Genomic DNA, 22262 nt, shown 5'->3' on the forward strand with positions numbered 1-22262 from the left:
TTCCGAACCCACTGCGCATAATCGGCGTTACGTTAAGGTCGCAAAGCGGACATTCAGGTTGCTCATAACGCCCGCCATAACCTGTGGCAAAGCTTCAGCAAATCGGGGGAAGTCCATGTCCAGCAGCAGTGCCTTGTTAATTGCCTATCTCGCGCTCTGCCTGTTCATACGTATCGTATAGCTTTTCCACTCGACCACTGAGCTTCATTGCGCCTTTAGTTGCGCGATCCGTCCAGTAATGCCCCTCCAATTCATAAACCGGTGCCCCATGAATTTCTAATGCAAACGAGCCATGATGGATCTCACTACGCACACCTTGGAGCTCAATTTTTGGCTCATTGCGATATACACCTACCAATTTGAAAAGATCATCATCTTCTTGCTGCTCAATACTATGTGCCACCAACACTGACCGAGATTCTTTGGTCATTAGGCGAAAGCTTAGAAAACTCAATGATTGACGAATTACTGCATAACCATATATTGGGGCAATTTCTTCCCGAGTTTCTGGATTTACCCAGCTGCTTTTTAGCTCAACCCTCCATGTTCCTCTTAAGTCAGGGCGCTTAACATACCATCCTTTAAATACTTTCCATGCCCACATGTATTTATTAAAAAGCGCTACGACAGCAGTGATCACACCAACCACGACGCCAAATGGTTTAACAAAATCCGAGCTCAATACCGGCATCCCTTGAATCCAGAGCGCCAACAACCAAACAGCAATAGTTAGACCAATAAAAGTGGAAATATGGAGTCGCGTTAACATTATTCGTAGCCTATGTAGTTCCATGCATCACTCAAAAACTGGTGCGCACTCTCTCTCGTCCATGGCTGGGAGCCTCTGAAAAGATATTTCAATTCACTTACTTCCCCCCACTCGGAACACTTTTCGATAGACAAAGTGTTGTTGAACAGTTCTGCGAGAACTGCTCTCATCATCGGCTTAAATAATTGATACTGAAAACATGGAATTGATGCATTGAACACTAAACACTCAATAAGAAAGCTCGGCGCATTTTCTGCCGATTTGATACCGTTTGACGCCATCTCATTCGACAACTTCTTTAATATCCGAACAGATCTTTTGTATCTTCGTGTTGTGGCGCCATTTTTTGAAACGCCATTCCGGTAATGCTGCTCCGGCCAATTCCTGACCCTAGGCGGGTTGCAATCATCTGGTATCAGTTCTACACCAGAATGATAATAGCCTGTGGTTACATATCGGCGATGCTCGAAGAACGCAGCTACATCTGCCTCTACGCGATAAGTATTCTCCTTTATGTCAAAAGCTTTACTGCCACGTGTAACAGCTGCTCTTCCAAATCTATCTACAAGCGCTTCTTCCAATTCATTTTTAAATGTGGCGTATTCATAAGTTGCCGGCACGAAACTTTTTGCAAGCTCCATTTTTACGTTGTCGTCAGGGTATTCAGGAAAATACGTGTCAAAACACAGTACGCCAACGTCTACGTCGCTGTCCTGCCTTACATTTACTCTGTTCCTATAAGAACCCTGTGTGAATACTCGGATATTCCGATTTTTTAACTTATCACTTGCTTGTATCGCCTGCCTTATCTGCCTTTCGGCATTTTCCGCTCGTTCTTGCTCTGCCTTTCCTGGCCCTTGCGACCAATTAGCAAATACAGACTCCCAATCCCTGCTCATTTATCTACTCCTGATCTGGAAAAGCAACTCACGCCATGGCTTTGCGGCTAACCTGAGCGCCAGCACCCGTGCGCCGCCAATAGCCGACTGTTAGATTTCGCCGGCACGGCGCATGGTGTACTGCCCATTTGTTGACCTATCGGTAAAATAATTACCCCGAAGCACGTCATTTGATTCTTGGCTGATCTTGAGAATAGCTGCCCCTATGTGAGGGTCCTGTTTCTTTGCCGCACCAGCGATACTCACGTTTCTGTAGATGTAATACAAGCCAGGACGCGAAGATTGGGCGTCTTTGTGGGGAGCAACCATCAATGTCTCAGACTCAGATTCGTCCGAAGACAGTTCGATACTTACCTTCAGAAGGCTCTGTTTGATGAAGGCAGTCGCGTTCTTCTCGCCAGATTTGTTGCCCCAGTTCCACTGAATCTCAACCGTCCACTTGCCGTTAAGATCGGGGAACACCCAGTCGTTTAACTTAGGAATCCACCGCCACACCGTCCTCCACCCGCCTATGGCCACGCCAAGCAACACTAGATTCAGAATGGCCACGCCTTTTAAAGCCGTTTCCAATGATGCGAGCCCAGAGGCTCCGACCAGTGCTGAAATTAGCACCACCATACCCGCGTACAGACCGGCTACCCAAGCGATCAACTTTGTTATCGGTAATAGATTAATCAACGGGCAGACCACCTTCAAAAACCACGATTCCGTCTCTTTCGCTCAGAAGTCCCGTACACACAACTCCCTCGATTAGCGACCCAAATCTAGCTGCCATGTACCGAGAACCTACGTTTACACTACCAATAAGCTCTCTACATTCTGCCGCAGGAAAAGGTGCAAAATACTGATTTCGCTGCACCAGCTGCCACTGATCAGAAACGATTTGGAATCCGTCATGGCAAGACCGGCTGTATAGGCTGCATTCGGCAATCTGCTCGGCAAGATCCTGCTGGACAGGAAAAGTGGCGCTAGTACAAAGCGAAGCAATAGGCAAACGCTCAAAATCCGCCGATACAACAACGCCAACGCCGCAGAACTCTTCGTTTGGTATGGAGTCTCGGACTCTCATTAGCAGGTCTTTTAGTCGCTCAGGAGGGGTCATCGACAATCCTTTATGCGATATCTCACAACTAGGCAGAGGTATTCGATATTGCAGAAATCTGACATCTTCGTTATTAAGATTGCTGCGCCTTCGATCAATCTGCCTATAGATTTATAAAACAGAAGCTTATCTTAGGCCTAGTTTCCTTTCCATGTAATCGTCTGACGTCTTTGATTTGCTCCACCAACAATACTGCATGGAGAATCAGTGATTGGCCTAGAGGCACTGATCAAGGGCTTACGTGAATGTTCGTTTTTGTTTAGCGACTGGAGGAGCCTGATTGCCAGCCTCTAGCTGAACCGCTTTCTGCATAGGTAGGGGCAGGATAGCCAAGCGATAAGGCCACCATAGGCGTTTTCAGATTTTCGAGCACCTTCCTCTCATAATGTATGGAGTGTCGCTTTCTTCGTTTCCGCCCAGCCAATACCCGAAGGTATAAGTGCGGATGAAACGTCCGCTACCTGGCTCAAAGATTGCCTCACCCATAAAACTGCGACATGAAATCAGACCACCATGTTGAATCTCACAAAGATCCAAAGTTGAGTCAGCGCCTAGTTCGAAAAAGCCGTACATTACTTTGTCCTCGCTGAACCCGAGTTCGTCTTTCTGAAGCTTTCTGATAACAAATTTCTTATCACCTGAATCGAAATTCGACCCGTGCCAGCCCTTTGTAGGCGAGTACGCAAATCCAACTACTTCCTCCGCAACGCAAAAAAATTGATTCTCTTCAGCACGAGCAACGGTGACAACTAGCAAAATCAGGAACAGAGCTATCGACCTTGAACAATTCATAGACAATCCTTCGACTTCATTAGAATAATTCAGATTACAGAATAGCAAACGATAATCCGAACGCATGTTTATTCAGAAAAAACCGCAGCGCCAATATTAGCAACTAAAGCACCGACAATATTGAAGCTAGAACCAAGCCGCTTGCAACTATCCAGGATCCTTCTAAACATCTCCGTTTCAGTTGCAGTATTGATTAGAGCTTTACGCACGTGGGTATTCTGACAAATACGCCGTATCAGGTCAGGTCTTCCGGAGACATGAGGGCCCGCTTTTGTTTAAGAGCGGCGGTCACGACTAAGGGTTATGTCACCATAACTTGGTCGAGCCGGCCAAAATATGCTGTCAATAACACCACTCACGGCCGGGGGTAGGCCCAAACCCAAGCGATCTTCAAAGGATTGACGGATCCGACTGCGCTTATCTCAGTATAGGACCAAGCGGCCCGGCGGCAACACTCTGTATAGAGGCGGGCCTGCCCCTGGGGTTGCGGGTTTCAAAACCCATGAGACATTACTCATATCGAGAGTGTGCGGATCCTGTGGTGGGTGTTGAGTGAGGTTGGCCCTCGAAAGAGGGCCCTTTTTCAACCGTTAAAGGGACATCAACGAAAGACCCATTCTCGATTTACTCCCCGCAGTCCCGGCATACCATGGATTTTTTTCTGAGGAGCCTTGCCATGCCCCACCTTAAGTTTGCGTTAATAGGACTCACAACATCTCTTCTCCTCGGTTGTGGTGGGGGAGGGGGCGATGGGGCTGGTATCGAGAAATCCTCATCATCAGGCAACACTGACGCAAACAAGGAACTTGTTTTCGAGTTTTCCGGTTCACCACTGGAACCGAGTGTTTTCAATCTGGCCGCGTTCTCAGAAGACCAGGAAAATCAGTTCTCACCGGGAGATATCATCAGTCTGACCTGGAATACGGATGTCTACTATGACGACCTCTCGGTTCCCGGGTTCGATGAGACCTTTCCCTATACAGCGTCTGTTTATCTGAGTGAGGACGGCGCGTTCCAGGTGGAAGATGACGTAGAGCTGTTTTCGGTTCAGTGTGTTTTTCCCTCCTCAGAACAGACGGCCTGTGGTCAGTTTGCATCGTTCCGGTGTGACTATGCCCCTGACAATAGACATGAGCTTGTCTGCTCAAGCTTACCGGCTGGGCGAGAACGGGGGCTTGAAAGTCATGTGGTGGATATCACAGAGTTTCTGAATGTCATTCCTAAAACAGCGGAGCTCTTGATTGTGGCTTGTTTAGATAATGAGCCCGAAAAGTGCGACTCCCACCAGCTCAGCCTGCAGTTGAACTGAGCGCCGTTGCAGATTCTGCGTGATCCTTTCGTACGCGAGGAGGAGGGGCGACAGAACAACCGTGATTTATGTGCGGCTCTGGTGGCCCGTACTTTACGGATACTGATTCGAATTCATCGTCGTGTTGGCCGGCTGTTCCGGAATTCAGGATGGGTTAGAATAGAGAACAGCCTGTCGCGGATTCACAGCAAGGAATGGGATGAGTAAACCCGGTGCCATCAGACCCGAAATCAGATACATTCTTTACTTTGCTGTTTTTTGGGCTGTATTGATCGGTGTTGTGACATATTTATTCGACCGAGTGGATGCCCGCAATAACAACCCCAATCAGCAACTTGTCAGCCATGTCCGTGGCGGTGCCACCGAAATTGAGCTGAAAGCCAATCGCCAAGGGCATTATCTGGTGGACGGCACCATCAATAACCACAGCGTCACCTTTATTTTGGACACTGGCGCCACTACCGTGTCAATTTCAGAATCGGTAGCCCAGAAAGCGGGCCTTACTCGGGGCCGCCCTGGCGTTGCACAGACGGCGGCTGGTAAGGTGAAAGTGTGGAGTACTATCATACCGGAGCTCCGTCTGGGCGATATGAGGTTCACTAACGTGCCCGGCACCATCAGTCCCGCCATGGATCCCGACATGGTGTTGTTGGGAATGAGCGTCCTCAGCCAGCTGAACTTCACTCAGCAATCAGGCGTTCTTACCTTGAGCCGGGAAACTCCGTGAGTCAGAAATGGTTCTCCTGATTGTTTGAGCCCGCCGCAAGACGTTGCATCCTTTTTTAGTCGAGGGCGACCCGGCGGAGAAAGGGCCTCGCTGATGGGAAACTGAATGCTGGGGTGAGTCGTATTCCTGGTACTTGGCGGACTGCTTTCAGAAGTAAGACCCATTTGTGCAATTTTCCACTAACCAAAACGGAGGTCTGATACCGACCTATGGCCATCCATTTCTATGAGAAAGGCCAGCTATCCTCTGGTTTTCACGGCTGGCAGGTGACAGCGACACTAAGAGGTAAGCGCTACCAAAAGTACTTCAGCCTGATTCCTCCAGTGTCTGCGATTCCAAATGAATTCTGGCATCGCTATCAGGAAACACGAGCGCGTTATTACGATGCCCGTTGGTCTGCCCGCTCGGCGGCTTTGAAATACATCGATGCCTTAAAAACGAATCACCCAAACACGCGCCCATGCCGTGGTGTGGGGTTCCGGGGTATCACGATGGGGATCACTACCGGGGAACGGATTGATCAGGAGCGGTGTTATTTCTCCGTGAATGAGCCCGGCAACCCAGTCCGCTTCTTCATCACAAAAGACTGCACCTTATCTCAAGCCTGGGAGCAAGCGGTCGTCCATTGGGGCAAGGTTTTCGATATTCGGCCTAAAGATATTGAAATGAAGCGCAAACATCCGGTTGGCCCTTCTGCCTTCAAAGCGCTTCGTAAACAACTCAACGAGCATGAAGGCTACAACATCTCGGTTGAAGCACTTCACGATGTGTATGCTGAACAACGCGCCCAGATCGAGCGTCAAAAGGCCAGTGAGCAAACCCAGGGTGAGGTCACCGAGGATGATTTGCTGGGATGGTATGCCAGCCTGAAGCAGGAGATTTCAGAGTACCAAAATCGCTGAGTTCGGTCGGAACGGCGGTAACTAGTATTAATTTCAGTTCACACATCGTTATGAGGGGGGGGTAAAGGTTTTTATTTCGATGCTTTAACTGGCCCAGCAAGAGCTTACAGATGCGCTGCAAGCATTATGCGAAATACTGGCCTTTCTGGGAGGCTTCTGGACACCCGTCGACGGGTGGTGATGACGGGCCCTGAGGCCCTTCAATCACTGAATATATCTGGCCCACCGGGAACTTCACGATTGACTTGAAGCTCTATGAGAACTTGATCGCTGGCCAACTGAGCGGCCTCATCGCTATGACGCGAAGGCTGAACAACCCGCACAACGCAGGCAAACTCAACCGTTAAGCTGTTAGCACCGGAAACGCAGATTGACTGCTGCATTGTCAGCGTTTTAATCCAGAACCTGTCCTCATCACACTGACGTGGGCAGCCACCACTTTCCAGCCATCGGCAAAGCGGACCCATGTCTGCATCTGGCGACCCTGTTCGTCGTTTTCCCCATCCCAGAACTGTGTGCTGACGGTAGCAAACGAATCACCGAAGGTGGTCACCACAGTATTGCGAAGTGTGCGCCCAGGACCCACCGGCTGGCAGTGCCTGCGATAAGCCTGAATGGCCTTGCTTCCATAGAGGTTCTCCTCCACACCGAATCGTAGGGTGAATTCCGAATCCCAAAAATGGTCGTCAAGTACCGGCAGGTCATTGTTGATAAGGGCTTTTTCATAGGTTTCGAATATTTTTGTGACGACAGAAACCGTTTCTGGCGCGTTGATGGTCATGTCTGTCATGCAGTAGTCTCCGTTGCGGCCTTGTCGGCCATGTACCGACGCCAGCCACCGGTGTTGCTGATGTCTGTGGCGCCGTCGATGCCGCAGGGCTCGCAGATAAAGCCGGTGCACCAGGTGCCGTCTTCTAGTTCCAGCTGGCCGATGCCCAGGGGATGGGGAATGCCGGCGACAAAGGTGCCGAACCGGTCCTCGGGGATGCGCCAAACCTCTACTTCAATGGCAGTGCCAGTGTCCTCAGAGCGAACAAGCCCTGGGCGGTACGGCGGTCCGCCGGCGAGCGCATGAAAACGATAGCGCGGAGCGGTATGGGTGCTTTTTACCAACACAGCGCCACGTTCCGTCAACTGGTGATTCAACGGGTAGCCATCTAGGTGGGCACCGCAAACGGCAATCTCTAGGGTCAGTGGGGGCGTCAGGGTGGAAATAGTCGGCAGCAGATCAGTGGTTGCCCCCATTTGGTTGGTGACCCGATGATGCAGTTTTTCGGCCAGCGCATTCATTACCGAATCACTCCAGGCAGGGCCGAACAAGGTTACACCCCAGGGCATCTGGTTTTCGAGGAATCCGGCGGGTACCGATACTGCTGAGTAATCCAGTAGGTTCATGAAATTGGTAAAGACACCAAGGCGAGCATTGAGTGCGACCGGGTCGTAGGTCATACCAGCAATGGTATACGGCGCCGGACAAGTGGGCGTGAGGATGGTGTCCACGGAAGCCAGTATTGTGTCTGCAGCCTGCTTCAGGGCGGCGAGCTGGTATTGAGCCCTGAAGGCGTCGCTGGCCGACAGGTGATCACCTACTGCAAGCACTTCTCGTACTACCGGGTGGACCTTGCCCCGGCTTTCCACCAATGCGTCTACCGCTAGTTGCCGTTCGTTGACCCAGGGACCATCGTAAAGCAGTGCTGCAGCTTCATGGAAAGGCGCGAGATCAATGGTCACGGCCTCTCCACCCAAGGCTTTGAGGTGTTCGACAGTGGCATTGAACAGGGCCTGAGCCTCCGGGTATTCCACCAGTCTAAGTTGCTCGGCTGCCGGCACGCCAAAACGGAAGGTCTGGCCGATTAAACGCTTAGGCGCCTGACGGCACTTTTGCCACGGATCCGACGGGTTGCGGCGGTCGGTAAGGTTTAGAATCCGATCGGCCTGAGCCGCAGTGCGAGCAAAGATGGATACGCAGTCGAGAGACTGACAGGCGGGGACTACACCCTCCACACTGAGCCTGCCCAGTGTGGGTTTTAGGCCGACGACATGATTCAGGGCAGCCGGCACCCGGCCGGAACCAGCGGTATCGGTACCCAGAGCAAAGCTGACCAGCCCTAGGGACACGGCGACGGCCGACCCTGCGGAGGAGCCTCCGGATATCCACGCGGGATCAAAGGCGTTGCCGCAGGGACCGAAATCGGAACGGGTGCCGTTGAGGCCGGTGGCGAACTGGTCTAGGTTGGTCTTTCCCAGTGGGATGGCGCCAGCGTCCAGCAACAGGTCCACAACAAAGGCGCTGGCCTCCGGGATAATACGCACATGGCGGTTCGCTACTGTGGTGGGAATGCCTTTTAGGTGAATATTGTCCTTAATGGCAAAGGGAACCCCATACAGCGGCAGGGAGTCCGGTGACTTTCCCTCTAGTGCCTGTAGGAACGGCTCACGCTCCGCTGGGGAAAGATAATGGATCCAGATGTTGTGGTCGTCGAAAGCGCACTGGTAGCTGTCCAGCTGTTCCAGGAGTTGGCGCGGGGTCAGTTTGCCGCTTCGGTAAAGTGACTGCAGGTGATCGATATCCAGTCGAACAGGCGGCGTGACTCTCTTCCTCATAATGTCTCCAGGCGCTGCAGTAAACTATCGGAATCGGTGACGGCGCCGAAAACGCCCCCCTGCATCTGGATCATCTTGATGGCGTGGTCATGGTTGGCCTGATCGGTGGCGCCGCAGCAGTCTTCCACGAGGACACACTCCAAACCCCGATCGTTGGCATCCCGCATGGTGGTGTGTACGCAAACATCGGTTGTGATGCCAGTCAGTACCAAGTTCTGGATACCCCGGGTTTTGAGGAGAAGTTCTAGGTCGGTGGCATAAAACGACCCCTTCCCAGGCTTGTCGATGATGGGCTCACCGGCAAGAGGGGTCAGTTCCGGGATTATTTCCCATCCTGGTTCACCCCGGATCAGGATGCGACCGCAGGGGCCTGGGTCACCGATCCCAGCACCGATCTGTTGCGAGCGCCAACGCTTGTTGGCGGGCAGGTCACTAAGATCGGCGCGGTGGCCTTCTCTGGTGTGGATCACCAACATACCCAATGCCCGGAACCGGGCCAGCATCCGGCTGATGGGCTCGATGGGCGCGCGGGTCAGGGACAGGTCGTAGCCCATGGTGTCCACATAACCGCCTGTGCCACAGAAATCTGTCTGCATGTCGATTATCAACAGGGCCGTATTGTGCTTGCTCAGGTTATTGTCCCAAGGCCAGGCATAGGGACGGGAGTTCAGGGTGGGGGTCATAGTCTTTTACTCCTGAATTGGGAGTCGATGACTGAGAGCATCGAGCAACTGTTTGGAGGTGGCAGTGGCGCCGAATAGGCCGCCCTGCATCTCGGTCATGGCAAAGATTGCATCCCGGTGCTGGGCCTGGGTAGCTGCAGTGCAATCTCGCAGAATCAGCGTTTCAAGGCCCCGGTCGTTGGCCTCTCGAATGGTGGTATGCACGCACACGTCGGTGGTTAGGCCGGCGACGATCAGGTGAGTGATGCCCCGCAGCCGCAGGATATGGTCCAGGTCGGTGGCATAGAAAGCGCCCTTTCCAGGCTTGTCGATCACGATTTCGCCGGGTGCAGGGGACAGTTCTGGGATAATCTCCCAGCCAGATTCGCCACGGATTAAAATCCTGCCCAGTGGACCTTTGTTGCCAATGCCGGCGCAGACCTGTTTGCTGCGCCACTGTTTGTTGGCCGGCAGGTCTACCAGTTCGGGGCGGTGCCCCTCACGGGTATGAATCACCAGCGTGTCCGGCAAGGCGCGAAACGCTGCCAGAACCCGCTGGATCGGTTCGATGGTGGCCTGGGTGGGAGCCAGATCGATGCCTTGGGAGTCGATATATCCCCCTGGCGCGCAGAAGTCCTTCTGCATGTCGATAACCATCAGGGCCAGCCGGTGGGGTTCCGCCGGCGCAATGCATGGCCAGGGATAAGGCCGTGCATCAGGAACCGTAACCGGAGCGGCGGTGATCACTTCAGTCTCCCTTTGACGCCTTGGACTAGGAAGTCCATCTTCTCAGTCTCGTTCAGTGTCATAACATCACCTTCTTCAACCAGGACGGTGCCGTCCTGCCCTATCACCGGGCCTGCCCAGACCTTGAAGCCCTCGTTCATGATTGCATCCTGTCGGTCCAGCACGGTTTGCCGGTCTTCTGCACTGACGGCGCTGCCGAAGTCGCTGAGCTTGGCGGCCCCGGTTAGCAGGTCACCACGGAGGTGCTCGGATTTCCAGGTGCCGTTGTTGGCGGAGTTGACGATGTTGACCATCATCGGGCCCCAGTTCCACACGGCGCCCACCAGCCAGCCTTGTGGTGCAAACTGACTGGCATCGGCGTGGTAGCCCACTGAGTAGACGCCCCGGCGCTCGGCTACTTGCACATAGTTGATGGGGGAGTCCACGTGCCCTGTCAGTACGTCGGCGCCTTCGCTAATCAGGGCTTCCGCTGCCTCGGCTTCCTTGGTCGGGTCGGACCAGCTGGAGGTCCAGATCACCGAAGTGGTGACTTCAGGGTTGACGCTCTGGGCCCCCCGCGTAAATGCGTTGATGTTACGCAGCACCTGAGGGATCGGGTGGGCGGCGATAAAACCCAAATGATTGGTTTTGGTGGTCAGGCCGGCGGCGACACCAGACAGGTACATGGCCTGATCGATCTCGGCGAAGTAGGTCATCAGGTTGTCTGAGGTTTTGAGACCACCGGAGTGGGCGAAGTAGACCTCTGGGTACTTCTCCGCTACTTTTAACGCGTGGTCTAGGTAGCCGTAGCTGGTTGGAAAGACTACTTCGATACCGGAACGCACCATGCGCTCCATGACCCTCTGGACGTCAGCATTCTCCGCGATATTCTCGAAGGCTACGGTTTCCACATTTTCAAGGTGTTCTTCCAGATATAAACGACCCTGTTCTTGGGCGTAGTTGTATCCGTAGTCGGTTTTCGGGCCAACATAAATGAAGCCAACCTTGGTTTCGGCGACAGCCGGAAGGCTTGCCGCGAGGATGGACGTGGCCAGTAGAGTGCGGATTACTTTTTTCATGGTAATTCTCCGTTTCATGGTTTTTTCATTCAGTTATCGGGCACTTTGGAATACCACACTGAGACCGGCAGGCATGCCGCCACCGCTGGCCCGCAGGCCGCGATAGCTGAGCATGAGCACGCTCAGGGGAATAAGATATGGCAGGGTCGCCAGGAGGTAGGGTGAGATGTTCACCCCCCAGGACTGTAGTTTCAGATTGAGTGCTTCCGATGCCCCGAACAGCAAAGCCGCCGGCAGCGCGTACCAGGGGTTCCAGCGGGCCACGATTACTAGGCCAACTGCCACCAGACCACGGCCAGCGGTCATGCCCTCCACCCAGTTGGCGGTATAGTCCACCGCTAGTGCCGCACCGGCGAAACCAGACATAAGACCTCCAAAAGCAATGGCCGCTAGCTGGTAGGGGGCTGGGTTGTGGCCTAGATTGCGAGTAATGTCCTGGGATTCACCGGTGGATCGCCAGCGCAGGCCTAACTGGGTACGGAACAGGAAAATGGAGGTAACGGGTATCGCCAGCAGCGTAATTAGTACTGTTGGGGTGATCGGACCGAGGAACTGGCCGAGTAACGGAATGTTGCTGATAAAGGTATTATTGAGGTTACCCAGGGTGTCGATCTTGTCGCCCACAAACGGAATGCCATAGTAGGCACTTAGGCCGCCGCCGAGGATCAGCACCGCCACGCCGCTAGCAATCTGGTTGGCACGGCAACCTAGCACCAGCGTGGCATGCACCATGGAGAGCGCAACACCGGCACCACAGGCAGCCAGCACACCAAGCCATGGGTCGCCAGTTATGGAGGCCACCGCAAAACCGGTCATGGCGCCCATCAGCATCTGGCCCTCGACGCCGAGATTGATCACGCCACTGCGTTGGGTCATGGTCTCGCCCAAAACCACAGCCAGAACTGGGGTGGCGCTGCGCAGGGCTGCAAATATTAGGGTGAGTAATTCGGTGATAAATGATTCCATACAGTGTACTCCGGAGAGATGGTTCGCTCAGGCCAGATGGCGCCGGCCCCAAAGGCTGGCTACTGCCAGCACCGTTATGAATAGAAGTGCTTGAAGAATGTCGGCACTAGCCTTGGGAAGCTGAGCATAAAGTTGTAGTGAATCCGCTGACGCGAGCAGTCCGCCCATCAGGACCGACAGTGGGATGATGCGAATGAAGTGCTGGCCCGCGAGCCAGGCCACCAGAAAGCCGGTCATGCCGTAGCCACTGGCCAGGCCGTCCTGCAGACGGTTCTGGATGACCGAGGCTTCGGCGATACCAGCCAACCCGGCCAGCAGGCCGCCCAAAGCCATTACAATCAGTACATTACGCTCGTAGGAAATGCCTGCAGTGGCTGCCACCCGGGGGTTGCTGCGACTGACTTGCAGGCCCAGTCCCCAGCGGCTGCGAGTCACTAGGATGTGTAGCGCGATGGCGGCAACCACACCGAACACCAGCCCCATGTGGACCCGGGTGTCAAAAAACTGCGGTAGGATGGCGCCTGCCGGGAAATCGATGGTGGCCGGCCAACCGAGCGAGTCGGGGTTTTTCCAAGGGCCGTGGACCACGAAGCTCACCAGCAGTACGCCCACGTAGTTGAGCAGCAGGGTGGAGATGGTTTCGTTGACCCCGAGTCGCGTTTTGAGCAATCCGGGTATCACCCCGCCTAGTGCGCCACCGGCCATGGCTCCGGCCAGCATAAGTGGCATCAGCAACCAGCCTGGTTGGTCGAAGGCTAACAGTACCGCACCGGTGCCGAGCAGGGCGCCCAGATAAAGCTGGCCCTCACCACCGACACTGATTAGACCGAGGCGGGCGGGCAAGGCCACGGCCAGGGCGGTCAGCAGGATTGGAGCGGCCTTGACCAGAGTTTCGCTGAAAGAATAACTGTCGCCGAACGCACCCATGACCATTTCTTGGAAGAGGGGCACCGATTCCCGACCGTTGATGGAGAAGAATGCCAGTGACGCCATCACAAAGACGGCAGCCATGACCAGAATGGCGCCAGTAGGGCCCCTCAGCAGGTGCAGCGTGACGCGCAGGGCGGGTTGGGTGGTACTAGTCATCAGGCCGTCCTCGCGTAGGATTCAAGCGGTTTGTTTTCATGGCGGAAATCGGAAGGGGCTTGCTGTTCACCGGTCATAGCGCGGCCAATGTCCAGTCGATCGCATTGCTGAGGGTGAAAAATGCCGGATATGCGGCCGTTCTGCAGAACTGCGATGCGGTGGGCGTAGGACATCAGGTCGTCTAAGTCTTCGGAAATCCACAGCACGGAGGCACCTTCACGGGCCTTGGCGAACAGGGCCTGGTAGATATCGTGGGCCGCACCAGCATCCAGCCCCATGGTGGGGTAGGCGGCCACAATAAGGTCCCGTTGGCCCTGAAGTTCGCGGCCAACTACTAGTTTCTGCAGATTGCCGCCGGAGAGTCGGCCAGCCTGCAGTGCGGGGTTGTCAGGGCGTACCTGGTAACGCCAGATGATGTCTCGGGTACTTTCCTCCTCTGGGCGCCAGTCAGGGAAGAAGCTTAGATTTCGGAAATGGGAGAGTGCGACGTTAGTGGTCAGTGACAAGTCGCTGGCTACGGCATTGACTGCTGGCTGTTCCGGAACATAAGCCACCTGATCCGATGTCTGGGGAGCACGACCCGCTGAGTGAAGGCTGATTCCGTCGATGATGACCTCGCCACGAATCAGGGGCGTAAGCCCAACCAGTGAATCGGCTAGCAGGTGTTGACCGTTGCCGGAGATCCCGGCAATGCCAAGAATTTCGCCAGGGCCGATATCTAGGTTTATGTCCTCAATAGACTGGGTGCCTTGGCGGGCACTGAGGTTGCGAATGCTGATCCGGGGTGGTTTGCCGGCGAAGTCTGCAAGCGTGTCGGTGTCGATAGGCGAGCGATCGCTGCTGTCGCCCATCATCAGGCTGACCAACGAGGTCTCAGTGCATTCTTCTCTTTCTAGCGTTTTTACCATCTGGCCGGCCCGCATGACGACCACCCGATGGGCGCAGGCCATAACGTCCTGCATCTTGTGGGTTATGAGTACTACGCTTCGTCCGGCCTCTGCCAGCTTGCCAATCATACCCCATAGGCGTTCCGCTTCCTGAGGTGGCAGCACCGAGGTTGGCTCATCCAGGATTAGCACCTTGGCATCGAGGTTCAGGACCTTTACCAGCTCCAACAGCTGTCGCTGGCCGACGGACAAGTCTCGCACTAGGGTGTTGGGGGCCAGCCCCGGAGCGAGCTCCTCTAAGTAAAGAAGCACTTGTCGAAGAGACGCACCGTTGCCGAACAACCTTCGGAAGGTCCAGAATGGTGGTTTCGGGTAAGCCAGCAACAGGTTATCCAGCACGGACAGTGCCGGCACTAGGTTGAACTGCTGGAACACCATACCGATACCCAACGACATGGCTTTTTGGGGAGAGTCGATGATGGTTTCTCGGCCGTTGACCAGAATGCTGCCGTCATCCGGCGGATAGAGACCGAACAGCATCTTCATCAGAGTACTCTTGCCGGCGCCGTTCTCCCCAAGTAGAGCGATGACTTCACCTTGGCGGATATTTAGAGAAATGCAGTCGTTGGCCGTCACGCCCCCAAATTTCTTGGTGATGTTGTAAAGTTGAATCTCCATACGAGCGAGCCTTGATCAATGACGTTGTTGTATACAAGAAAGCATGGATCATGCCATGTGTCATTAAGGTCCGTAGCGCTGGGGTTGTTATTGCCACCCTCCTTAATTTTGCAAAAAAAATAACAATTAAACAGGATGTTGAGGCGCTAACATGGGGCGCTTGTTTGGCTCATGCTCGAATTTGGTGCGGTAATCATAGGGGCAAGATTTGTAGGCGTTGAAATGTTCTTGTTGATGCTGAATGATGTATGCAACAAAAGAGAAGGAACGAATCATGACTGAAGCTCCTGGGAAATGGACTGCCGACCGTATCTACCAGAAACTCCGCCTAGGCATCATGAATCTGGAGTTGTATCCCGGAAGCCGCGTCACCGAAACAGAGTTGGCACAGCGCTATGGAGTCAGTCGAACCCCAGTGCGTGAGGCGCTTCAACGGTTGGCGGTAGAAGGATATCTCACCGTCCGGCCTAAGCATGGGTGCTACATCCGGCAGCTTGATGTATTTGAGTTGGCTGAATACTACGATGCCAGGGTTGGCTTGGAGCTGGAGGGACTCTCTTTAATGGGGAAGCGCATTCCGTACAGGGAGGTGGCGCAGCTGGCAGAGGACTGGAATCCATGCCGCGTCGTGTACGGTGTGGAGGGGTCAGAGGAGTTCAAGGATGCCGAGGAGTCGTTCCACATACGATTGGCGGAGCTTTGCGGCAACTCGGTGCTGGTGCAGTATCTTCGTGACGTTAATGATCATATCCGAATCGTGCGACGTCTTGGCCTCCCGGACGAGGACAGTGTGCTAAAGACCTATCAGGAGCATTATGAGATCTGTCAGCGTATCCTGGCCGACGATCTGGACGGTGCTGCAACCATGCTAAGGACTCATATTCATGAAAGCCAGGCTAAGAGCCGGGAGGTGACGCTGGCTCAGCTGGAAAGTCGCCGCCGAGAGCGGGCCCTGACGGCAAAATCCAGTAGCGAATAAACCGCGATTGGCATGCTTCATGCTCATTCGTTTCCTGCATTGTCATATTAAACAGGAGTAATAGACGAATGAGTGGACTAGGTGGATTAAACAAATCTCCGAACGGAGTGGTGATCGGGCTGGTGCAGCTTCAGCTGCCTGAAGTTGCAACTCCGGGACAACTGCAGGCACAGACCCTCCGCGTCTGTCAGCTAGTGGCTAAGGCGCGCCGGCAGTCGCCGGCTATGGATCTGGTGGTTTTTCCAGAATACTGCCTGCACGGTCTCTCGATGAAAACTGATTCCGACATCATGTGTGATCGGGACGGCCCGGAAATGGCCGCCTTCCGTGATGCCTGCCGGGAGCATGACATTTGGGGCTGCTTTTCCATCATGGAACGTAACCCCGGTGGCAACCCCTACAATACCGGTGTGATTATTGATAACACGGGCGAAGTCCGCCTGTTTTACCGCAAGCTACATCCCTGGGTCCCGGTAGAGCCTTGGGAACCGGGTAATCTCGGTATTCCGGTGTGCGACGGCCCCAATGGCAGCCGCTTGGCGCTGGCCATCTGTCATGATGGCATGTTCCCGGAGGTGGCCCGGGAGTGCGCTTACAAAGGGGCTAATATCATGCTACGGACTGCAGGCTACACGCCACCCATCCGTCATGCCTGGAGGATTACCAATCAGGCTAATGCATTCTGCAATCTGATGGTTACAGCGAATGTCTGCCTGGCCGGCACTGACGGCACCTTCAATTCCATGGGGGAGGGTATGGTGGTCAATTTCGATGGCAAACCCATGGTGGAGGGCAGTGGCTTTGCTGATGAAATTATTACCGCGGAAGTTCGACCGGATCTTGTGGATGAGGCTCGCCTTCACTGGGGTGTTGAGAACAATATTTATCAGTTAGGCCACCGGGGATATGTGGCCGTGAAGGGCGGTGCTCGTGATTGCCCCTATACGTACATGCAAGATATGGCTCGTGGAGAATACAAACTGCCTTGGGAAAATGATGTGAAGGTGGTGGATGGTCGGGACTTCGGCTTTGAACCACCGGAGCGTGAGTACACCCCTGATTCATGATTAGTTTGGTTGGGGGGCGGTTATGGTACCGACCCCCTTAGGTCGGGCTCTATTGAAGGTCCGGTTTCTTGATCACCCTGTTACAGATTCCAGGCAATTGTTCCGGTAGGCACAGGAACGGCATTTCCGGGGCGCCGGCAGACAGGGTACCGCCTCGCCATTTTTTGCTTTTCTGGCCAGAATTGTTGCGGATTCAATCTCCCTGTATAGGGCATGGTCAGAGCGGGGCAGGGTAATGTATTTCTCGGCCTGTCCTGTTTTGACTAGGATTCTGGAGACCTTGTACTGATCGCCCCTTGCGGACAATGCGGCGCATTTTGCCTGCACGATGTCACTCTCAAAGATCGGGCCATTCCGGCTTTTGTATTCGACCGCCAGAACACCGCCGTTCACGCGATAGAGCAGATCCGGTTTGCCGAACACCTTGTACCTGGCGTTAAAAAACGGCTTGGTACGCCGTCCGTCGTCGACCCAGATTAAACGGCCATCAATGCCAAGCGCATCTGAACGTTTGAGACGGTGCCAGAGAATGACGACTGCGATAGCGAATAAAAGCAGTGCCGAGGCAAGAAAACCTGTCATGACTGATTCCCTCTTCGGGAGCACCAGCACACCAGTCGATCCACCAGGAAGCGCAAAATGCCTGTAATCCTGGGCGATGACTGGCTCAAGTGAATGGCCAGTGGGGACAGTCGATAATAGAGCCTGACGAGCAGGGCTCCTCCGGGCCACTTTAATATCGCGTCATCTCGAAACTTTCGGAGAACATTGGTTCGTGGATCATCCACGCCATAAAGATATGACGCCACGTAGCAGCGCCTGTCCTGTCGAGCCTGCCGGTTCAATGCCTCATGCTTTAAGTCACCCTGCTGCCGGGCCAGGACAGCCTGCTTGGTTGGCGTGGCACCCTGATATTTGAGCGCCACAGAATGCGGGCAGAAAACGGTGCGTCCGACGTCAGAAGCCGAAATCCACTCTGTTCGTTGTTGAGGCTGATTCTTCCCCATGTTCAGTCCTGCTCGGTCGTGCCATTCAGTGCAGACAAATATCCGTCTACCGTTACTCTGGTTGTATCATCTCGATACAAACCCGCAACTGGGTCTTTGCTGGACGGCTTTCCGCATAGGTACACGAGATTCTCCAGTCCATCCCGGTAGCCAGTGATGTCTGTCACGCACCGGGAAAACGCCCGGCGAACCGTGTTATCCATAGTCAGGGAATACTGATCCGTCAGCCTGGGGTTGGCTGCGATATTCAGAATGGCTTTGCCGTCAGGTAACAGGCGTTCGGATACGAGCGAAAAGAATTCAAAGGTGGCCGTATGCATCGGGATGGTGGCGGCGTTCGTGTAAAGATCCACGACGATGACATCCCATTGCCGCTTACTGGTCAGCAAATAGGCTCGGGCATCTTGAGCAACGAAGTCCCCCTGAATCTTTTCCTCCAGAAAGTTTTCCTCAACCACTGATTTCAGCTTTGGATCAATGTCGAGGTAGGTAAACCGCGCACCACCGGTCATTTCTGCGGACAAAGTGAATCCGCCGGCGCCCAACACGAGGATGTGCTTTCCGGTCACATCATCGGAAAAAATGGCCTGCTTCATCATCTCAATGTAGGGCCAGCCTTCGCGATTCTCCCTGCCAATATAGGAGGCGGAGCTGCGGTTGATGATTAAGCGCTTGCCTTCGGCATCCTGCGCAATATGAATATCGCTGTACGGGGTGGTCGCGGCAAACAGCTGGCCCGGGATGCGCACGTTGGCAACAAATGTGATGGCGAGTGAGATTGCGGCGACGCCCAGCAGGGCGGATTTCAAGGGCGATCGCTCGGGACTCATCACCAATACAGCGCAAATAGCCAGTATTGCGCAATTAATGACGATGGAATAGCCCACGCCAAGAAAGTACATCAGCACCAAAGAGGTTAGCAGGCAGCCAACAACATTGCCGATTGTGCTCAAAGCCGTGGCGCTGCCGGCCGCTTCACTTTTTCGAGTGTTTTGGTCTGCTGTGTTGAGTAGCAGGGGAACTGTCTGTCCGAGTAAGAAAACCAGTGGTCCCATGATGACCACACAGAAACTCAGCAGATGGATCAGGGGATTGCGGAGTCCCGGGATGCCCGCAGTAATGTCTGCGACCGTCAGAAAATACCAGCTGACAAACGGGTAGGAGAGACCGATGCCGAACAATCCGATGGCAACAATGAGATTTACCAACAGGGCTCTGGTAAATTTTTCAGGTGCCGTTTTCCCGCCCTGATAATAGCCAAGCGCCAGGGCCGCTAAAAAGCAACTGATGATAATAGAGGTGCAAAGCACGGAACTGCCGACAAACGCCACCGTCTGGCGGATAGTGACCATTTGTACGCCAGAACTGGCGAGACCCTCCAGTAGGAGGATAAGAGCCACACGCTGCTTAGAGATCATTGTTCGCCCTGCCTGAGGTTTCTGGCCAGCGAGCTTATCAACGGGGGGATCAGGTGGAGTGATGAAAAGGGTCTTGTCCAGGAAACCCAAACTCACCACATCCAGGTTCATATACCCGCTCTGGATGGCTACGGGATTCTCCGCAGCCCCTCGTTAACGTACGCCCAGTCTTGATCAATCAAGTAGGATTGAAAGAATATTGCAGCAGCGGTTAGCCGCGCTGACAGCGCGATGTACCAAAGCGAGGAGCTTGGCCGTAATCGGTATGCGAGGTTTTGGGGAGGTTGAGGCTTAACCGGTTTTTGGCTTGCGACGCTCCTTGTCGTGTAACTGCGTTATCTTGTAGGAGTCGTGATAGATAACTCAAGGACTTTGTATGATTCACAAGCTCGCCGTTTGTACCGCCGCCCTCACACTATGCGGCCTCCACACCCCTGCAATGGGACAGGATGATCCGTTTGAGCCGTATGTCTACGCTGGTGCAGGCCCTATGCTCTGGATCTATGTTAACGATCAGGTTGAAGGGGCCGCAGTGGGTGCGGGTTTACAGGGAAGGCTCGGAGTCCAGATAACCGATATGATCGGTATCGAAGGGCGCTATGCAGCCGGTGGTGAGGACGACCTGGGTGGCGTGGATGTCAGCCTGGAAGGTGCCGGATCTCTTTTGTTAACACTCTCGAGTGAGATTGGTAATAACCACCGGATCGGAGTCTACGGTGGTGCGACGGCCGGTAAAATGAAATTCAGTTACGGACCCTATTGGGGCGAAGATTCCGATAGTGGCCCATCTCTTGGCGCCTTTGTTAATCTCGCCATTACTGAGAACCTCTATACCTATCTGGATTATGGCACCTACCTCTGGAAATCTGATTATATGGTGCAGGGTGTCAGTGTGGGGCTTGGTGTATCGTTCTAATTAGCTCCGACTTGGTCGACGTCCACGAAACGGTAAGCAACACACTTTATGAACCCCATGCCGCACTACCTGAAGAAACTGTTTTCCCGGGCGTATCGCCGACAGCTTGCCGCTGAAGAACGCCAAAGCGAGCTGAAGGTCTTGATTCAAGAGCATCTTGAGAAACTTCCCAGATGTGAGGGGCAAATACTGGTAGCCACCAGCGAGGACCAGGAAGAGGGTTTTTTCTGCGATGTGACGGTGCCTGCAAGAGTGTTGTTGGCCTGGGCCAGGGAAGACGCCGAGAGAACGGTGATTCAAAACGTCAGTGCCCAAGCGGCGAGGGAGGCTCTGCCGATCTGGCTAGCGAACTCGACCTTCGACACCCGCAAGGTGAGTCGGTTACCGGGCGGCCATTTCGGCCTCGTTGAAGAGCGGATTAATCACTGGGTGACCGATGGAACCGCTACGGTGTATTGCCCGGAATGCGGCCATGAAGTCCAAGACGTTGCGATCACGAAGGCAAACGAAGTCCAGGCCGGCAGGGCCTATTTCTGGTGGACAGATATCTGGAGCTGCCCCCGAGGTCACCTGTTACGCCAAAAGGATCAGGAAATACGGTTTATATTGAGGCCTCACCGACAGGGAGCTTGATTCTCAGCAGGCTTCCGGGTAACTCCTGAGTGCGTCAGGGCGCGGCCTACCACGTAGCCGGCTGCCACACCGACCAACGCTGTCACCGGTCCGATCAGGCCGCCGACCAAGCCACCAACAAACATCAGTATCACGCTTTTCATACAGACTTCTCCCGCCTTCTAGGCAGCTGCATTAGTCCGAGTATAGGACATTGTGTCCGGCGATGGGTTGATCCGCTCGTGTTGTCTCGCCAAAATACTGTACATTAGAACAGTGTACGAGGTAAGCATGTCCTGCACTATGCCTGGTAACTGCGAATTCGCCTCAAGCCTGGGCCTAGAGCGCCCTTGGATTTTGGCTACACTGCCTGAGATAGGTCGGGCAAGGATTCAGTTATGTGCGGACGTTACAACGTAACCGACTCTCCGGAAGTCCAAACGCTGATGGAACAATTGGGGCTGTCTGGCATTGCACCCAGACCCCAGCACAACGTCCCACCGGGCGGAATCGGCGAGTTTGTCATAGAAGCGGCGGATGACCGGTATCTGCTACCAGGTATCTGGTCGCTATTGATCGAGCCAAACCCGAACGGCTATGGCTTCCGGCCCAACCCGAAATTCCACACCTTCAATGCCCGCGGCGATCGGCTGGCCAGCAGTCCGTTATGGAAAAAGGTGTATCCGACCAAGCGTTGCATTATCCCGGTCAGCGCATTTCACGAATGGAAAGGTAAGCAGGTTTACAACATTCACCCGCAGAATGAAGCCACGGCACTGGCGGGGCTATGGCAGTCCTGGCATTTCGGGGACGAGCAGGTGAATTCCTTCACCGTCATCACACTGCCGCCGCACTCGAGGTTCAGCCATATCCACCCGAAAAGCATTCCGCTAATGCTGCGGCCAGAGGAGTTTGATCTGTGGCTGGATCCGGAGTTTCATGAGACGGATGCGTTTCGGGGGCTGATGCGAACGCATATTTCTGCACCGTTGGTGTGCGAGCCGGTGCGGAGTACCAAACTGTTGGAGCTTACAGGAGAGATAGAGCTCATTCCCGCCGATATATAAGTGGTTAG

Annotated in this window: 24 protein-coding genes; 8 read left to right on the forward strand and 16 right to left on the reverse strand. The window is 54.2% G+C overall.

Going from position 1 to position 22262, the window contains the following annotated elements; translation table 11 throughout:
- Positions 1–136 precede the first annotated feature (136 nt).
- From QPL98_RS13795 to QPL98_RS13810, 4 genes are all read right to left on the reverse strand, one after another.
- Positions 137–769 (reverse strand): hypothetical protein, encoded by a 633-nt coding sequence (locus QPL98_RS13795; RefSeq protein ID WP_303293440.1) that lies wholly within the window; start codon positions 767–769, stop codon positions 137–139.
- Complete coding sequence (locus QPL98_RS13800) at positions 769–1668, reverse strand: nucleotidyltransferase (protein ID WP_303293441.1); 900 nt, start codon at positions 1666–1668, stop codon at positions 769–771. The genes QPL98_RS13795 and QPL98_RS13800 overlap by 1 nt, the downstream gene beginning before the upstream one ends.
- Positions 1669–1758: 90 nt before the next feature.
- Positions 1759–2358: a hypothetical protein gene (locus tag QPL98_RS13805; protein WP_303293488.1), complete on the reverse strand. Its 600-nt coding sequence runs from the start codon at positions 2356–2358 to the stop codon at positions 1759–1761.
- A gap of 769 nt (positions 2359–3127) precedes the next feature.
- Positions 3128–3628: a hypothetical protein gene (locus QPL98_RS13810; RefSeq protein ID WP_303293442.1), complete on the reverse strand. Its 501-nt coding sequence runs from the start codon at positions 3626–3628 to the stop codon at positions 3128–3130.
- A gap of 610 nt (positions 3629–4238) precedes the next feature.
- Here QPL98_RS13810 and QPL98_RS13815 point away from each other — a divergent pair.
- The 3 genes from QPL98_RS13815 to QPL98_RS13825 all read left to right on the forward strand — a co-directional run bounded on the left by QPL98_RS13815 (position 4239) and on the right by QPL98_RS13825 (position 6500).
- Positions 4239–4871, forward strand: coding sequence for a hypothetical protein (locus tag QPL98_RS13815; protein WP_303293443.1), 633 nt, complete (start codon positions 4239–4241; stop codon positions 4869–4871).
- Between the two features lie 199 nt (positions 4872–5070).
- On the forward strand, positions 5071–5598 hold the full coding sequence (locus QPL98_RS13820; protein WP_303293444.1) for a TIGR02281 family clan AA aspartic protease: 528 nt from the start codon (positions 5071–5073) through the stop codon (positions 5596–5598).
- Positions 5599–5807: 209 nt separating this feature from the next.
- Positions 5808–6500: a hypothetical protein gene (locus tag QPL98_RS13825; RefSeq protein WP_303293445.1), complete on the forward strand. Its 693-nt coding sequence runs from the start codon at positions 5808–5810 to the stop codon at positions 6498–6500.
- A 385-nt stretch (positions 6501–6885) separates the two neighbouring features.
- Here QPL98_RS13825 and hpxZ read toward each other — a convergent pair whose 3' ends face one another.
- From hpxZ to QPL98_RS13870, 9 genes are all read right to left on the reverse strand, one after another.
- A complete protein-coding gene (hpxZ, locus tag QPL98_RS13830; protein WP_143151247.1) occupies positions 6886–7281 on the reverse strand; it encodes an oxalurate catabolism protein HpxZ in 396 nt (131 codons plus the stop codon).
- A gap of 5 nt (positions 7282–7286) precedes the next feature.
- Entirely contained in the window at positions 7287–9104 is a 1818-nt protein-coding gene (gene atzF, locus QPL98_RS13835; RefSeq protein WP_303293446.1) for an allophanate hydrolase, read from the reverse strand.
- A complete protein-coding gene (locus QPL98_RS13840) occupies positions 9101–9787 on the reverse strand; it encodes a cysteine hydrolase family protein (RefSeq protein ID WP_072678451.1) in 687 nt (228 codons plus the stop codon). Before QPL98_RS13840 ends, atzF begins: the two co-directional genes overlap by 4 nt.
- Positions 9788–9793: 6 nt before the next feature.
- On the reverse strand, positions 9794–10456 hold the full coding sequence (locus QPL98_RS13845) for a cysteine hydrolase family protein (RefSeq protein WP_303293489.1): 663 nt from the start codon (positions 10454–10456) through the stop codon (positions 9794–9796).
- 53 nt (positions 10457–10509) lie between these two features.
- Positions 10510–11571: a BMP family ABC transporter substrate-binding protein gene (locus QPL98_RS13850; protein ID WP_178338805.1), complete on the reverse strand. Its 1062-nt coding sequence runs from the start codon at positions 11569–11571 to the stop codon at positions 10510–10512.
- 33 nt (positions 11572–11604) lie between these two features.
- Positions 11605–12537, reverse strand: coding sequence for an ABC transporter permease (locus tag QPL98_RS13855; RefSeq protein WP_072678453.1), 933 nt, complete (start codon positions 12535–12537; stop codon positions 11605–11607).
- Positions 12538–12564: 27 nt separating this feature from the next.
- Positions 12565–13623 carry an ABC transporter permease gene (locus QPL98_RS13860; RefSeq protein ID WP_303293447.1) on the reverse strand — a complete coding sequence of 353 codons (1059 nt, stop codon included), beginning with the start codon at positions 13621–13623 and terminating at the stop codon, positions 12565–12567.
- Entirely contained in the window at positions 13623–15188 is a 1566-nt protein-coding gene (locus QPL98_RS13865; protein WP_303293448.1) for an ABC transporter ATP-binding protein, read from the reverse strand. The genes QPL98_RS13860 and QPL98_RS13865 overlap by 1 nt, the downstream gene beginning before the upstream one ends.
- Positions 15189–15314: 126 nt before the next feature.
- Positions 15315–15464 (reverse strand): hypothetical protein, encoded by a 150-nt coding sequence (locus QPL98_RS13870; RefSeq protein WP_303293449.1) that lies wholly within the window; start codon positions 15462–15464, stop codon positions 15315–15317.
- Here QPL98_RS13870 and QPL98_RS13875 point away from each other — a divergent pair.
- On the forward strand, positions 15463–16167 hold the full coding sequence (locus QPL98_RS13875; RefSeq protein ID WP_303293450.1) for a GntR family transcriptional regulator: 705 nt from the start codon (positions 15463–15465) through the stop codon (positions 16165–16167). The genes QPL98_RS13870 and QPL98_RS13875 overlap by 2 nt on opposite strands.
- A 68-nt stretch (positions 16168–16235) precedes the next feature.
- The gene (locus QPL98_RS13880; protein ID WP_072678457.1) at positions 16236–17234 is read left to right on the forward strand and encodes a formamidase; all 999 of its coding nucleotides are present in this window, start codon (positions 16236–16238) and stop codon (positions 17232–17234) included.
- A 72-nt stretch (positions 17235–17306) separates the two neighbouring features.
- Here QPL98_RS13880 and QPL98_RS13885 read toward each other — a convergent pair whose 3' ends face one another.
- From QPL98_RS13885 to QPL98_RS13890, 3 genes are read right to left on the reverse strand one after another with little or no spacing between them, the layout of a single operon-like run.
- A complete protein-coding gene (locus tag QPL98_RS13885; RefSeq protein WP_303293451.1) occupies positions 17307–17816 on the reverse strand; it encodes a PD-(D/E)XK nuclease family protein in 510 nt (169 codons plus the stop codon).
- Entirely contained in the window at positions 17813–18241 is a 429-nt protein-coding gene (locus QPL98_RS19465; RefSeq protein ID WP_368389059.1) for a CFI-box-CTERM domain-containing protein, read from the reverse strand. Before QPL98_RS19465 ends, QPL98_RS13885 begins: the two co-directional genes overlap by 4 nt.
- A 2-nt stretch (positions 18242–18243) precedes the next feature.
- Positions 18244–19770, reverse strand: a complete 1527-nt coding sequence (locus QPL98_RS13890; RefSeq protein ID WP_303293452.1) for a fused MFS/spermidine synthase — start codon at positions 19768–19770, stop codon at positions 18244–18246.
- 265 nt (positions 19771–20035) lie between these two features.
- Here QPL98_RS13890 and QPL98_RS13895 point away from each other — a divergent pair, with 265 nt between their 5' ends.
- From QPL98_RS13895 to QPL98_RS13905, 3 genes are all read left to right on the forward strand, one after another.
- Positions 20036–20575 (forward strand): porin family protein, encoded by a 540-nt coding sequence (locus tag QPL98_RS13895; protein WP_303293453.1) that lies wholly within the window; start codon positions 20036–20038, stop codon positions 20573–20575.
- 48 nt (positions 20576–20623) lie between these two features.
- Positions 20624–21208 (forward strand): hypothetical protein, encoded by a 585-nt coding sequence (locus tag QPL98_RS13900; protein WP_303293454.1) that lies wholly within the window; start codon positions 20624–20626, stop codon positions 21206–21208.
- A 377-nt stretch (positions 21209–21585) separates the two neighbouring features.
- The gene (locus QPL98_RS13905; RefSeq protein WP_303293455.1) at positions 21586–22254 is read left to right on the forward strand and encodes an SOS response-associated peptidase; all 669 of its coding nucleotides are present in this window, start codon (positions 21586–21588) and stop codon (positions 22252–22254) included.
- Positions 22255–22262 lie beyond the last annotated feature (8 nt).

It is taken from the genome of Marinobacter sp. ST-43 (assembly GCF_030541085.1).
GTDB lineage: Bacteria > Pseudomonadota > Gammaproteobacteria > Pseudomonadales > Oleiphilaceae > Marinobacter > Marinobacter nauticus.

Excerpts from the sequence above, each read along its gene's own strand:
- QPL98_RS13870 (WP_303293449.1), bottom strand. The coding sequence starts at position 15,464 with ATGATTCGTTCCTTCTCTTTTGTTGCATACATCATTCAGCATCAACAA.
- QPL98_RS19465 (WP_368389059.1), bottom strand. The coding sequence starts at position 18,241 with ATGGGGAAGAATCAGCCTCAACAACGAACAGAGTGGATTTCGGCTTCT.
- QPL98_RS13885 (WP_303293451.1), bottom strand. The coding sequence starts at position 17,816 with ATGACAGGTTTTCTTGCCTCGGCACTGCTTTTATTCGCTATCGCAGTC.
- QPL98_RS13900 (WP_303293454.1), top strand. The coding sequence starts at position 20,624 with ATGAACCCCATGCCGCACTACCTGAAGAAACTGTTTTCCCGGGCGTAT.
- atzF (WP_303293446.1), bottom strand. The coding sequence starts at position 9,104 with ATGAGGAAGAGAGTCACGCCGCCTGTTCGACTGGATATCGATCACCTG.
- QPL98_RS13895 (WP_303293453.1), top strand. The coding sequence starts at position 20,036 with ATGATTCACAAGCTCGCCGTTTGTACCGCCGCCCTCACACTATGCGGC.
- QPL98_RS13810 (WP_303293442.1), bottom strand. The coding sequence starts at position 3,628 with ATGCGTTCGGATTATCGTTTGCTATTCTGTAATCTGAATTATTCTAAT.
- QPL98_RS13875 (WP_303293450.1), top strand. The coding sequence starts at position 15,463 with ATGACTGAAGCTCCTGGGAAATGGACTGCCGACCGTATCTACCAGAAA.
- QPL98_RS13865 (WP_303293448.1), bottom strand. The coding sequence starts at position 15,188 with ATGGAGATTCAACTTTACAACATCACCAAGAAATTTGGGGGCGTGACG.
- QPL98_RS13840 (WP_072678451.1), bottom strand. The coding sequence starts at position 9,787 with ATGACCCCCACCCTGAACTCCCGTCCCTATGCCTGGCCTTGGGACAAT.
- QPL98_RS13815 (WP_303293443.1), top strand. The coding sequence starts at position 4,239 with ATGCCCCACCTTAAGTTTGCGTTAATAGGACTCACAACATCTCTTCTC.
- QPL98_RS13880 (WP_072678457.1), top strand. The coding sequence starts at position 16,236 with ATGAGTGGACTAGGTGGATTAAACAAATCTCCGAACGGAGTGGTGATC.
- QPL98_RS13800 (WP_303293441.1), bottom strand. The coding sequence starts at position 1,668 with ATGAGCAGGGATTGGGAGTCTGTATTTGCTAATTGGTCGCAAGGGCCA.
- QPL98_RS13795 (WP_303293440.1), bottom strand. The coding sequence starts at position 769 with ATGTTAACGCGACTCCATATTTCCACTTTTATTGGTCTAACTATTGCT.
- QPL98_RS13825 (WP_303293445.1), top strand. The coding sequence starts at position 5,808 with ATGGCCATCCATTTCTATGAGAAAGGCCAGCTATCCTCTGGTTTTCAC.
- hpxZ (WP_143151247.1), bottom strand. The coding sequence starts at position 7,281 with ATGACCATCAACGCGCCAGAAACGGTTTCTGTCGTCACAAAAATATTC.
- QPL98_RS13860 (WP_303293447.1), bottom strand. The coding sequence starts at position 13,623 with ATGACTAGTACCACCCAACCCGCCCTGCGCGTCACGCTGCACCTGCTG.
- QPL98_RS13820 (WP_303293444.1), top strand. The coding sequence starts at position 5,071 with ATGAGTAAACCCGGTGCCATCAGACCCGAAATCAGATACATTCTTTAC.
- QPL98_RS13890 (WP_303293452.1), bottom strand. The coding sequence starts at position 19,770 with ATGAACCTGGATGTGGTGAGTTTGGGTTTCCTGGACAAGACCCTTTTC.
- QPL98_RS13905 (WP_303293455.1), top strand. The coding sequence starts at position 21,586 with ATGTGCGGACGTTACAACGTAACCGACTCTCCGGAAGTCCAAACGCTG.
- QPL98_RS13850 (WP_178338805.1), bottom strand. The coding sequence starts at position 11,571 with ATGAAAAAAGTAATCCGCACTCTACTGGCCACGTCCATCCTCGCGGCA.
- QPL98_RS13855 (WP_072678453.1), bottom strand. The coding sequence starts at position 12,537 with ATGGAATCATTTATCACCGAATTACTCACCCTAATATTTGCAGCCCTG.